This window comes from Micromonospora sp. CNZ280 (genome assembly GCF_011759515.1).
In genome coordinates, this window is the sequence record NZ_JAAOYP010000001.1 from 1608469 (window position 1) to 1620357 (window position 11889).

An 11889-nucleotide genomic window follows, 5' to 3' on the forward strand; every position below is an offset into this window, starting at 1 on the left:
ACCGGCGGTGAACGGGACGAATCCGGGAGGCGAGATGCCGTACTACCGCAGCGTCGGCGAGGTGCCGCGCAAGCGCCACACCCAGTTCCGGCAGCCCGACGGCAGCCTCTACGCCGAGGAGTTGATGGGCCAGGAGGGTTTCTCCTCCGACTCGTCGCTGCTCTACCACCGGCACGCGCCCACCGCGATCGTGGCCGCCGAGGAGTTCACCCCGCCGGCGTTCACCCGGACGCCGAACCTGCCGCTCAAGCCCCGGCACCTGCGCACCCACAAGCTCGACGGCGCCGGCGCCGACCCGGTGCTCGGCCGGCAGTACCTGCTGGCCAACGACGACGTCCGGATCGCGTACGCGCTGGCCGACCGGCCGTCCCCGCTGTTCCGGGACGCCACCGGCGACCACTGCCTCTACCTGGAGTCCGGCGCCCTGCGGGTGGAGTCGACGTTCGGCGTGCTCGACGCGGTGGCCGGCGACTACGTCATCATCCCCACCTCGACCGTGCACCGGCTGGTGCCGACCGGCGACGAGCCGACCCGGCTGCTCGCCATCGAGGCAGCCGGCCACATCGGCCCGCCCAAGCGCTACCTCTCGGTACGCGGCCAGTTCCTGGAGCACTCGCCGTACTGCGAGCGGGACGTCCGCGGGCCGGACGCGCCGCTGCTGGTCGACGGCGAGGAGGTGGAGGTGCTGGTCCGGCACCGTCGCGGGTGGACCCGGCACGTCTACGCCCACCACCCGTTCGACGTGGTCGGCTGGGACGGCCACATGTACCCGTGGGCGTTCTCCATCCACGACTTCGAGCCGATCACCGGCCGGATCCACCAGCCGCCGCCGGTGCACCAGACCTTCCAGGGCCCGAACTTCGTGATCTGCTCGTTCGTGCCCCGCAAGGTCGACTACCACCCGGACGCGATCCCGGTGCCGTACAACCACCACAACGTCGACTCCGACGAGATGCTCTTCTACACCGGCGGCAACTACGAGGCCCGGCGCGGCTCCGGCATCGAGCAGGGCTCGATCTCACTGCACCCGTCCGGCTTCACCCACGGCCCGCAGCCCGGCGCCGCGGAGCGCTCGATCGGCGTCGACCACTTCGACGAACTCGCCGTCATGGTCGACACCTTCCGCCCGCTCGACCTCTGCGGCGCCGGCCAGTCCTGCGAGGACGACGGCTACGCCTGGACCTGGGCGCGCCGCGGCTGAGCCGCACCCGTCGGCCGACCGGACCGGGCCGCTCCTGACCCGGCTGCCGCCGGCGTGATCGTGGCCTGCCAACGGGCCACGATCACGCCGGCTCCGGTCATCCGCTGGCCGGGTCGGAGCACACCTCGGGCGACCAGCGGCCGCCGGCTGGCTGATCAGACGCTCAGCGCCGGCCCCGATGGATCACGGCGCCCCGCCGGGGCTGGTCGTGCTGCCGCACCGACCAGGGTCGGGGCTGGGCAGCGGACACCCGGCGGCGGTGCCGCGTGCGCCGGTCCGGCCGGCCCGGCCCGCCGGCGAGGCCGGCGTCGGGCCCGGCCACGGCGGCCGCCGGCGCGGCGTCGAGCCGGGCTGCCGGGTACTGCTCGATGGTCAGCTGTGTCATGAGGGCTCCTGCGATGCGGGTCGGGCGGGTGGGCGGGGTGGTCTTGTCGAAGGTCAAGCTGCTCTCCCTTCTGCTCAGGCGGCCAGGAGGTCGGCCAGGACGCGGGTCCGGGCGGGGTGGCGGAGTTTGGACATCGCCTTGGCCTCGATCTGGCGGATGCGTTCCCGGGTCAGGCCGAGCACCCGGCCGATCTCGTCCAGGGTGCGCGGCTCCGCGTCGGCGAGGCCGTACCGCTGGGCGATGACCGTCGCCTCCCGCTCGCTGAGGGCGGACAGCGCGGTGTCCAGGTAGGAACGCAGTGAGCCGGCGGCCACCTGGGCGGCCGGATCCGGTGCGTCGTCGGTGAGGAAGTCGCCGAGTTGGGCGCCGTCCTCGCCGACCGGGGCGTGCAGCGAGACCGGCTCCCGGTCGTACCGCAGCGCCTGCTCGACCTTCTCGGGAGCCAGGTCGAGCTCGACAGCGATCCGCGCGGCGGTCGGCTCCTCCCCGAGGTCCCGGAGCAGGATGCGGCGGACCCGGTGCACCCGGTTGATCAGCTCGGCCATGTGCGCGGGCACCCGGATGGTGCGGCTCTGGTCGGCCAGCGCGCGGCCGAGCGCCTGCTTGATCCACCAGGTGGCGTAGGTGGAGAACTTCAGCCCGCGCCGGTGGTCGAACTTCGCCACCGCGCGCATCATCCCGATGACGCCCTCCTGGACCAGGTCCGGCAGCGGCAGCCCACCCTCGCGGACGTACCGCCGGGCGATCGAGACGACCAGGCGGAGGTTGGCCTCGATCATGTGCTGCCGGGCCCGCCGACCGTCGGCGGCCAGCCGCTCGCAGGTGGCCCGCTCGTCAGCGGTCAGCCCGTCCGGATCGGCGTCCAGACGGTGCTGGGCGAGCGCCCCGGCCTCGATCCGCGCGCCCAGCTCCACCTCCTGCTCGGCGGTGAGCAGCGGGGTCCGGCCGATCTCCCGGAGGTAGGCACCCACCGAATCGGTCACGGTCATGAGCGATCTCCCTTCGACGGCCCGAGCGGGCGCAGCAGCGCCTCGATGCGACCTAAACTTATGCTCGACCTATAAAGATGTCAACAACAAATTTGGGACGGATACAGGTATGCTCGCGTCATGAGCGGACAGACGATTGGGCTGCGGGCCCTGAAGAAGCGCCAGACCAGGGAGAACATCTCCCAACAGGCGACCAGGCTGTTTCTGGAGCGCGGCTTCGACAACGTCACGATCGCCGAGATCGCCGCCGCCGCGCAGGTGGCCAAGATGACGGTCACCAACTACTTCCCGCGCAAGGAGGACCTCGCGCTCGACCTGCGGGACGCGTTCGTCGAAGGGCCGGTCACCACCGTGCGCGAACGCCGCCCCGGCGAGTCGGCACTGGCCGCGCTGCGCCGGGAGTACCTGGCCGCCGCGGCCGCGCACGACCCGGTCATCGGCTTCACCGGCCCGGAGTTCGCCCGCATGGTCACCGGCAGTCCCGCGCTGGCCGCCCGGCTGCGCGAGTTCCACGACGACCGGGAGCGGGCGCTGGCCCGCGTACTCGCCGAGGAGACCGGCGCGGACCCCGGCGACCTCCTGCCGCGGGTAGCCGCGGCTCAGCTGGGCGGCGTCCTCCGGCTGCTGCTCGAGGAGACGCTACGCCTGACGCTGGCGGGTCACGACAACGACGAGATCGCCCGGATCGTCACCGCGCACATCCGTACCGCCTTCGGCGCACTGGAGCCGTCCCTCGGCGACTACGCCGTCCGGCCCGCCCCCTGACGGGGCTCAGAACCGGGTGCGGGTGAAGACGGCGAACTCGGCAGCGGCGGCGGTGGCGATGGCGAGGACCAGCGGCCACGGCGTGCCGACCAGGGCGTAGAGCAGGATCAGCAGGGGCGCGCCGGCGGCCGCGTAGACGGCGAGGGCGAGCATCCGGTCGGAGCGGAGCAGGCTGGGCAGGATCGTCCGGGTCAGGCCGGGCAGCTTGGCGGCGAACCGCCAGACCACCAGCGCGCCGCCGAGCGCCGCGAACGCCGCCGCCACCCGGGACAGGCCCTCGCTCCCCGGCGCCATGCAGGCGATCACGACGGCGGCGATCATCGTCCAGCCCGCGCCGTAGAGCACGAGCTGGCGTATGCCGACGGAGATGGTCCGGCCGGAGTCCACCCGGCCCGGGCTCATCGCCGCGGCCTCGGCCAGGTGCTCCAGCGCGTCGCTCCAGCGCCGCTGCTCCAGCCGGAGCACGCCGATGTCGTGCCGCGCCTCGGCCAGCTGCGGGTCCAGCCGCAGCGCCTCCCGGTAGGCCCGCTCGGCCAGGTCGAACAGCTCCATGTTGGCGGCGACCAGGCCGAGCACCAGGTGCGCCTGCGGCTCCTCGGGGGCCAGCTCCACCCCGCGCCAGGCCGCGTTCAGCGCCAGCTGCCCGTTGCGCGAGCCGGCCAGGATCGCCGCCCCGTTTCGCTGGGCGTACGCGTCGTCGGGGCCGAGCGCCAGGATCTGGTCGGCGGTCCGCGCCGCCTCGGCGTACCGCTCCAGATCGGCCAGGGCCATCCCCCGGGCGACCAGCGCCGGGACCGCGTCGGGTGCGGCGGCGACCGCGGCGTCGGCGGCGGTGAGCGCCTCGGCCGGCCGGTCGGCGGCCAGGTGCACCCGGGCCAGCATGGTCAGCGCCTGGGGGTTCTCCGGTCCCAGAGCGACCGCGTAGCCGATCTCCGCGGCGGCCTCGTCGTAGCGGCCCAACTCGGCGAGGAGCTGGGCACGCTGGAGGTAGCCGTCGGCGGCGGACCGGTCGGAGGTGGCGTCGCTGGACATCGCGGCGAGCCTAGGCGTCCGGCGCCGGGTACACCAGGGCCACCGCGATCCCGGTGAGCCCCTCGCCCCGGCCGGGGAAGCCGAGCCCGTCGGTGGTGGCCGCGGAGACGCTGACCGGCGCGCCGACCGCCGACGAGAGCACCTGCTCGGCCTCCGCCCGGCGCGGGCCGATCTTCGGCCGGTTGCCGACCACCTGCACCGAAACGTTGCCGATGGCGAACCCGGCGGCCCGCACCCGGCGGGCGCTCTCGGTGAGCAGGGCGACGCCGGACGCGCCGGCCCACTCCGGCTCGGCCACCCCGAAGTTCGAGCCCAGGTCGCCGAGGCCGGCGGCGGAGAGCAGCGCGTTGCAGGCGGCGTGCGCGGCCACGTCGGCGTCCGAGTGGCCGGCCAGGCCGTCCTGGCCGGGCCAGAGCAGACCGGCCACCCAGCACGGCCGGCCGGGCGCGAAGGCGTGCACGTCGGTGCCGATGGCCACCCGGGGAACGATCATGGACCGAGGGTACGCGTCAGCCGCCGGTGGCCAGCAGGTGCTCGGCCAGCGCCAGGTCGAACGGGCGGGTGATCTTCAGCGCGTACTCGGAGCCGGGGACGCAGCGCACCGGCACGCCCTGCTTCTCGACCAGGCCGGCGTCGTCGGTGAGCGGATCACCGGCGGCGGCGTGCGCGGCGGTCAGCACCGCGCGGCGGAAGCCCTGCGGGGTCTGCACCGCCCGCAGGGCGGAGCGGTCGACCGTGCCGAGGACCACCTCGTCGGCGCCGACCTCCTTGACCGTGTCGACCACCGGGAGCACCGGGATCACCGCGTCGTGGCCGGCCCGGACCGCCGCCGCGACGGATTCCACCAGCTCGGGCGGGGTGAGCGCGCGCGCCGCGTCGTGCACCAGGACGATCTCGGGGCCGGCGGGCACCGCGGCCAGCGCGGCGGCCACCGACGCCTGCCGTTCCGCGCCGCCGGGCACCACGGTCACCGGGGCGACCGGGGCGAGCAGCGCGCGGACGGCAGCCACCTCGGCGGCCGGGGCGGCCACCACGATGGTGTGCACCGACGGCGCGGCGGCCAGCCGGCGGACCGCGTGCACCAGCAGCGGCTCCCCGGCGAGCGAGCGCAGCGCCTTGGGCCGGCCGGGACCGAGGCGTACGCCGGCACCGGCCGCAGGCACAAGGACCGCGACGTCACCGCGCGGATTGAGCTGCGCGGTCACGTCGCGGTCCTCGGTGGTTTCTTCGCTACGAATCGGGTACGACGATGCTGTGGGGACTAGGCCTCGGTGAGCACCTTGTCGAGCAGCGTCTCCGCCTCGTCCTTGGTGCTCTTCTCGGCCAGCGCGACCTCGCCGACGAGAATGTCGCGGGCCTTGGCGAGCATGCGCTTCTCACCCGCGGAAAGACCCCGCTCCCGCTCCCGGCGCCACAGGTCGCGGACGACCTCGGCGACCTTCAGCGGGTTGCCGGAGGCCAGCTTCTCCAGATTTGCCTTGTAACGCCGCGACCAGTTGGTCGGCTCCTCGGTGTGCGGAGCCCGGAGAACGTCGAAGACCTTGCCCAGGCCCTCTTCGCCGACCACTTCGCGCACACCCACGATCTCGGCGTTCTCAGCGGGTACCCGGACCGTCAGGTCACCCTGCGCGACCCTCAGGACGAGGTACTGCTTAGGCTCGCCCTTGATGACCCGAGTCTCGATTGCCTCGATGAGTGCGGCCCCGTGGTGGGGGTAAACAACGGTCTCGCCGACACTGAAAACCATAGGTTCGAAACCCCTTTCGCTGTGTCTAGGGTAACACGCTCAGGCACCGATGTCTCACCGCTGTCCTGACCGTTGGCGCAGCTCAGGGGCCCTGTGAGAGGTATTTCTTCAGCTTGACAGGCCATCAAACCGATGGTTTGAACACGCTCCGTGACGTGCAGATGACGTCCCGGTACGAGTGACGCGAACGTCGAGATCAAGGGCTATGCGCTCGACTCATGGTATCCCGGTACGAGCCGGCGCGCCCAGGTGTAGCGACAGGAGGCCCGGTGCGGGACGCTGGAGGGACGAGCCGCTGTCCGCTCCCGAGCCGTTCCAGGGGGTCCGATGGGCAAGCCTGACGCCGACGGCCCCGGACTGCCCGACCTGCCCCCCGAGTGGGGCCGGGTGGTCGTCCCGGACGACGCCTCCGCGCTGGCCGACGAGGCCGCCCGGGTCCGCCGCGAGCTGCGCCGCTCCGGCCCGGCCCGACCCGCGCTCGCCTTCCCGCTGCTCGTCCTGCTGGTCGCGGTGCTCACCACGGTGGCCGGGCTGTTCGCGGTGACCTGGCCCCGGTCGTCGCGCACCGACGAGCCGACCGTGGTGCCCCGGCCGACACCCGCCGAGCTGGCCGGCCGGCCACTGCCGGCGCTGGACCTGGTCGGCGCCGGGCAGTCGCCGGTGCCGCTGCGTGGCCAGCTGCCCGCGGTGATCGTCCTGGTCGACGGCTGCGCCTGCGCGGACCGGGTGACCGAGGCCGCGGCCGCCGCACCGGCCGGGGTCACCGTGGTCACCGTCACCGGCGACCGGACGGTGGCCGCCGCCCCGCCACCCGGCCCCGGCGTCCGCCCGCTCGCCGACCCGGCCGGCGGGCTGCGCGCGTTCCTGCACCTGCCGGCCCGCCCCGGTACCGCCACCGTGCTCCTGGTGGACCGCTCCGGGGTGCTGCTCCGGGTGGTGCCGGAGGTCCACTCGGTCGAGGACTACCGCGCCGACCTGGCCCGCCTCGCCCGCTGACCCGATCCGCCCGCGCTGCCCCGAACCCGGCCGCACGCCGTCGGGGCGCGGGCCTCAGTCGGGCCCGACCCGGTTGGGCCCGGTCAGGGAACGGCGGTCAGTCGCGCCTCGACCCGGACCGGTTCGGCCCCGGCGGTCGACAGGGTGACCCGCAGTTGCCCGCCCCGGCTGATCGCCTGGGTAATGACCAGCGAGCCGTCGCAGCCGCTGGTCAACGGATCGCCGGCCCGCGCGCCGAGCACCGAGACCCGCAGTTCGCCCGGCCCGGTGCAGCGGAACTGGAGCACGTGCCGGGCGCCGTACCCGGTGGCGGTCTGCCGGGTGACCGGACGTTCCTGGGTGAGGGTGGCCCGCTCCCGCCAGATCAGGTCGCCGGGCCGGTCGAGCCAGCCGTCGTCGTCGTACCGGCGGAAGGGCTCGACGGCCCCGGCGTCCGGCTGCGGGTCCATCCGCATGGCGGCGCCGGTGACCGGGTCGACCCGGAAGGTCACGCTCCGGTCGCTGTCGGAGATCACCACCTCGGAGCGGGGTGCGGGCGACCCGGACGGCGCGGACGGCGCGGTGGACGGCGGCCCGGTGACCGGCGCGTTCGCCCGCCACCACGAGCCACCGGCGACCAACGCGGCGACCGCCAGGCCGGCCAGCACGCCGGCCCGCAACCGGTCGCCGGCCCCGGTCGGCGGCCGGTCCTCCGCCTCGGCGTCCATGGGGCGAGGGTAACCGTCGCCGGCCCGATCCGTCGCGCTCAGTCCCGCCGTTCGAGCAGCGCGGCGTAGAGGGTCAGACCCGGCCCGAAGGCCAGCATCAGCACCCGTTCCGGAGGCGCCGCCGCCCGGAACAGCCGGTCCAGGATCAGCAGCACGGTCGGCGACGAGCAGTTGCCGTGCTCGTCCAGGGTGGCCCGGGACGCGGCCAACCCCGCCGGCGGCAGCGCCAGTTCCCGCTCCACCACGTTGAGGATGCGCGGCCCGCCGGGGTGCACCGCCCAGCCGTCCACCCCGGACAACGTCGCGCCGTGCCGGCCCAGCAGGTCGTCGACCAGACCCCGGACGTGGGTGGAGAGCACCTGCGGCACCTTCGGCGAGAGCCCCATCCGGAAGCCGGTGTCGGTGACGTCCCAGGTCATGTGGTCGGCGGTCGAGGTGTCGGTGACCGAGGTGACCTCGCGCACCGCGTACCCCCGGCCGTCGGGCACCACCACGGCGGCGACCGCGGCGTCCGAGAAGAGCGCGTGCGAGACGATCTGCTGGGTGTCCACCCGGGCGCTGGAGGGTTGGATGTGCAGGCTGGTCAACTCGGCGCAGAGCAGCAGCGCCGGCCGGCCGCGGGCGGTGACGAAGTCGCTCGCCGCGCCCAGCCCGGGCAGCGCGGCGTAGCAGCCCATGTGGCCGACGAACATCCGCTGGGTCTCCGGCGCCATGCCCAGGTCACGGGCGAGCAGGATGTCCAGTCCCGGGGTGGCGTAGCCGGTGCACGAGCAGACGATGAAGAGGCCGACGTCGCCGGCGGCCAGCCCGGCCGCGGTGAGCGCCCGCCCCACCGCCTCCTTGCCCAGCGGCAGCGCCTCCACCTGGTAGCGGCGCATCCGCCGTTCGGTGGGCCAGTCGGAGACGTCCTCCAGCAGCGGGTTGACCGCCGCCTGGCGGCGGGTCACCCCGGAGTGGGCGAAGATCCGCTCCGCCAGCGCCCGGGTGGTGCCGGAGAAGTGCCGGGAGAAGAACCCGGCCCACAGCTCGTCCTGCCCGGCGGACGGCGGGTGTGCCGTACCGAGACCCGCGATCACTGGCACCGCCACCATGCTCCACCTCTCGTCGTGGTCCCCTGAACGTCCACCCTGGCGTCCCCGGACCCGGCCGCCCGCCGATCCGGTGAACTCCTCGTGTTCACCAACGAGGCGCCGACCCGTCACGGTCCGGGTCGCCGCCCAGTGCCGCGATGCCGAGCCAGTCAGCGCAGACGTCGGAGGTGGCCGGGTGCAGCGACCCGCAGCGGGCGTCCCGGTATAGCCGCTCCAGGGGATGCCCCCGGCGGGTGGCGGAGGTGCCGGCCGCCTCCAGCATCGACGCCGCGACGTCCGCCGCGGTGGTACCGGCGAGCAGCTTGGCCCGCCACACCCAGCGGTTGGTCTCCGCGTCGCCCGGCGCCGCGTCCACCCGGCGGGCCGCCTCCTCGACCACCAGCTGGGCCGCCGCCACCGCGGCGTCGGCCCGGCCGAGCCGGGCGCGGACCGCGGGCAGGCCGGCGAGGTTGCGTGCGTTCAGGTGCTCGGCGGCCGCGTCCACCGCCGCCCCGGCCACCCCGACGTATACGGCGGCGTAGCTGGCCACCAGCCAGTGCGGCATCAGCTGGGCGACCACCAGGGCCAGCCCCTCCACCCCGCCGAGCAGCCGGTCGGCCGGCACGGTGACGTCCAGGTGCAGGTCGTGCGAGGCGGTCGCCCGCATGCCGAGCGAGTCCCAGCTCGGCTCGACGGTCAGCCCGTCGCCGGCCGGGACCAGGAACTGGGAGACCACCGACTGGTCGGCGACGCTGCGCGCCGCCACCAGGTAGCCGTCCGCGTGGCCGGCGCCGGAGCAGAAGGTCTTGCTGCCCTTGATCCGGTAGCCGCCGTCGACCGGCTCGTAGACCGTGGCCAGCTGGGAGAGGCGGGCGCCGGCGCCCCGCTCGCTCATCGCCACCGCGTACCAGGAACCCCGGGCGGCGGCGGAGAGCAGCCGGTCGCGGGCGGCCAGCGCCTCGTCCGGCACGCCGAGCGCCGCGGCCAGTTCCTCGGTGACCGCGCCGAGCGCGCCGGTGACCGAGGCGTGCATGTTGAAGACCAGGGCGGTGGCGCCGTTGCCTCGGGCCAGCTCGGTGGCGACGGCCGCGTACTCGGCGAACGTGGCCCCCAGCCCGCCCAGTTCGCGGGGAACCATCAGGCCGAGCAGCCCGGCCTCCCGCAGGTCGTGGAAGTCCGCCACCGGGAACGAGCCGTCCCGGTCGTGTTCCCCCGCCCGAGCGGCGAACCGCGGCGCCAACCGCCGAGCCGCCTCCAACGCGTGCTGCGTCATACCCGCCCCCTCCTGGGCCCAGTCCTTACCCCCCGTGCGGACCGGGCTATCCGCTTCGTGTGCCACGCCCCTGATAGAGCACCGCTGTCGACCAGGTCGGCACGATCCGGGGCGGCGGACCGGCGTCCGTCGCATCCGGACGGTCGCCGCTCCGTATCCGCCGCAGCAACCAGCCGAGCAGGCCGCCGATCGCCGGCCGGACGCCGCGCAGCCGCAGCCGTACGCCGTGCCGGGCGCACTCGGCCACCAGCGCGCGGGCGTCCACGAACAACCGTGGGTCGTGGATCCCGCGCGGCACGGTCGGCAGCCGCTCGGCGATCCGGACCGCGAGCAGCCGGCTCAGCGCGGTGTCGTTCAAGGTGTCCAGCACGAGCAGGCCGCCCGGCCGGAGCAACCGGCAGGCCTCGGCCACCGCGGCCCGCCAGTCCGGCACGTGCTCCAGCAGTTCGCCGGCGGCCACCACGTCCGCGCAGCCGTCGACCAGCGGCACCGCCGTGGCGTCCCCCTGGACCACCGTCACCCCGTGCTCGGCGGCCTGCGCCAGGGCCGAGCGGGTGAGGTCCACTCCGACGTGCCGGTAGCCCTTGCCGGCCAGGTGCGGGGCGAGCAGCCCGGCGCCGCAGCCCAGGTCGACCAGGAGCGCGCCGGGCCGGGGCGCCGGCGGGACCAGCGCCGCCCGGGCCTCGGCCAGCCAGTGCAGCATGGCGAACGCGCCGTCCGGCCGCCACCACTCGCCGGCCAGGTCGTCGTACTGGCGCGGATCGTTGCGCGGCAGGGTGCGGCCTGCGTCTCGCATGGCTCCGAGCGTGGCACGACTCGCCGGTAACGACCAGACTTCCGTTATGTCGTCGAGGGTGTTAGGGCTGGTCAGGGCGAGCCATCCGGAACCGGCCGCGGCGGTCACCACAGTGGCCGGTCTGCTGGCCGCCGGGGTCGGCCACCGACCGTCCGGGGTGGTCGCCGTGGTGCTCACCGTGCTGGCCAGCCAACTCGCGGTCGGCTGGGCCAACGACGCCCTCGACGCCGACCGGGACGCCACGGTGGGGCGTACCGACAAGCCGGTCGCCGCGGGCGCGGTCGGCCGGCGCACGGTGGCCCTGGCCGCGGCGGTGGCCGCGCTCGCCACTCCGGTGTTGGCCCTGGCCACCAACCCGCCGGCGGTGCTCTGCGCCACCGCCGGCCTGGTCTCCGCGCTGCTCTACGACTGGCCGCTGAAGTCCAGCCCGGTCTCCGTGCTGCCGTACGCGGTCTCCTTCGGGTCGCTGCCCGCCTTCGTGGTGCTGGCGCTGCCCGGCGCGCCCGCGCCGCCGGTGTGGCTGGTGGCCGCCGCGGCCTGTCTGGGCGCCGGCGCGCATTTCGCCAACGTTCTGCCCGATCTCGCCGACGACGCCCGGACCGGGGTGCGCGGGCTGCCGCACCGGCTCGGGCCGGCCGGCAGCCGGGTGACCGCCGCCGGGCTGCTGCTCGCGGCGACGGCCACGCTGGTGGTCGGGCCGCCCGGCCCGCCGTCGGGGGTCGGCCTGGCCGCGGTGGCGGCCGCCGTCGTGGTGCCGCCGCTGAGCTGGTACGGCGGGCGCGCCACCGCCCGGGCCGGTGGCCGCCCGGTGGCCGCGTTCCGGGCCGTCATGCTGGTGGCCCTGATCGACGTGGTGCTGCTGGTGAGCAGCGGGCGGGTGGTCTGAGGTCCCCCCGGCAGGTGGCATCCCCGGGTCGGCGTGCGGGCC

Annotated in this window: 14 protein-coding genes; 4 read left to right on the forward strand and 10 right to left on the reverse strand. The window is 74.9% G+C overall.

All coding sequences use genetic code 11. The features are described from left to right. The first annotated feature begins 34 nt into the window (after positions 1–34). Positions 35–1201 carry a homogentisate 1,2-dioxygenase gene (locus tag FHX32_RS07645; protein WP_167180068.1) on the forward strand — a complete coding sequence of 389 codons (1167 nt, stop codon included), beginning with the start codon at positions 35–37 and terminating at the stop codon, positions 1199–1201. 163 nt (positions 1202–1364) lie between these two features. Here FHX32_RS07645 and FHX32_RS07650 read toward each other — a convergent pair whose 3' ends face one another. Both FHX32_RS07650 and FHX32_RS07655 read right to left on the reverse strand, forming a co-directional pair. Further along, positions 1365–1586 (reverse strand): hypothetical protein, encoded by a 222-nt coding sequence (locus FHX32_RS07650; RefSeq protein WP_167180069.1) that lies wholly within the window; start codon positions 1584–1586, stop codon positions 1365–1367. Between the two features lie 74 nt (positions 1587–1660). Next, a complete protein-coding gene (locus FHX32_RS07655) occupies positions 1661–2575 on the reverse strand; it encodes a sigma-70 family RNA polymerase sigma factor (RefSeq protein WP_167180070.1) in 915 nt (304 codons plus the stop codon). Positions 2576–2695: 120 nt separating this feature from the next. On the opposite strand from FHX32_RS07655, the gene FHX32_RS07660 reads away from it, so the two are divergent. Further along, positions 2696–3340, forward strand: a complete 645-nt coding sequence (locus FHX32_RS07660; RefSeq protein ID WP_167180071.1) for a TetR/AcrR family transcriptional regulator — start codon at positions 2696–2698, stop codon at positions 3338–3340. Positions 3341–3346: 6 nt separating this feature from the next. Here the strand turns inward: FHX32_RS07660 and FHX32_RS07665 are convergent, their stop codons facing one another. From FHX32_RS07665 to FHX32_RS07680, 4 genes are read right to left on the reverse strand one after another with little or no spacing between them, the layout of a single operon-like run. Beyond that, positions 3347–4372: a tetratricopeptide repeat protein gene (locus tag FHX32_RS07665; protein WP_167180072.1), complete on the reverse strand. Its 1026-nt coding sequence runs from the start codon at positions 4370–4372 to the stop codon at positions 3347–3349. 10 nt (positions 4373–4382) lie between these two features. Continuing rightward, the gene (gene ispF, locus FHX32_RS07670) at positions 4383–4865 is read right to left on the reverse strand and encodes a 2-C-methyl-D-erythritol 2,4-cyclodiphosphate synthase (RefSeq protein ID WP_167180073.1); all 483 of its coding nucleotides are present in this window, start codon (positions 4863–4865) and stop codon (positions 4383–4385) included. A 16-nt stretch (positions 4866–4881) separates the two neighbouring features. Continuing rightward, complete coding sequence (gene ispD, locus FHX32_RS07675; RefSeq protein WP_167180074.1) at positions 4882–5577, reverse strand: 2-C-methyl-D-erythritol 4-phosphate cytidylyltransferase; 696 nt, start codon at positions 5575–5577, stop codon at positions 4882–4884. 56 nt (positions 5578–5633) lie between these two features. Beyond that, positions 5634–6119, reverse strand: a complete 486-nt coding sequence (locus tag FHX32_RS07680) for a CarD family transcriptional regulator (protein ID WP_007073334.1) — start codon at positions 6117–6119, stop codon at positions 5634–5636. Between the two features lie 327 nt (positions 6120–6446). Here FHX32_RS07680 and FHX32_RS07685 point away from each other — a divergent pair, with 327 nt between their 5' ends. Beyond that, positions 6447–7115: a hypothetical protein gene (locus tag FHX32_RS07685; protein WP_167180075.1), complete on the forward strand. Its 669-nt coding sequence runs from the start codon at positions 6447–6449 to the stop codon at positions 7113–7115. Between the two features lie 83 nt (positions 7116–7198). Here FHX32_RS07685 and FHX32_RS07690 read toward each other — a convergent pair whose 3' ends face one another. From FHX32_RS07690 to FHX32_RS07705, 4 genes are all read right to left on the reverse strand, one after another. Further along, entirely contained in the window at positions 7199–7822 is a 624-nt protein-coding gene (locus tag FHX32_RS07690; protein WP_167180076.1) for a hypothetical protein, read from the reverse strand. Between the two features lie 38 nt (positions 7823–7860). After that, positions 7861–8913 carry a 3-oxoacyl-[acyl-carrier-protein] synthase III C-terminal domain-containing protein gene (locus tag FHX32_RS07695; protein WP_208417989.1) on the reverse strand — a complete coding sequence of 351 codons (1053 nt, stop codon included), beginning with the start codon at positions 8911–8913 and terminating at the stop codon, positions 7861–7863. Positions 8914–8998: 85 nt separating this feature from the next. After that, positions 8999–10165, reverse strand: coding sequence for an acyl-CoA dehydrogenase family protein (locus tag FHX32_RS07700; protein ID WP_167180077.1), 1167 nt, complete (start codon positions 10163–10165; stop codon positions 8999–9001). A gap of 46 nt (positions 10166–10211) precedes the next feature. Continuing rightward, positions 10212–10961, reverse strand: coding sequence for a methyltransferase domain-containing protein (locus FHX32_RS07705; protein ID WP_167180078.1), 750 nt, complete (start codon positions 10959–10961; stop codon positions 10212–10214). 46 nt (positions 10962–11007) lie between these two features. On the opposite strand from FHX32_RS07705, the gene FHX32_RS07710 reads away from it, so the two are divergent. After that, positions 11008–11847 (forward strand): UbiA family prenyltransferase, encoded by an 840-nt coding sequence (locus tag FHX32_RS07710; RefSeq protein ID WP_167180079.1) that lies wholly within the window; start codon positions 11008–11010, stop codon positions 11845–11847. Positions 11848–11889: the final 42 nt, after the last annotated feature.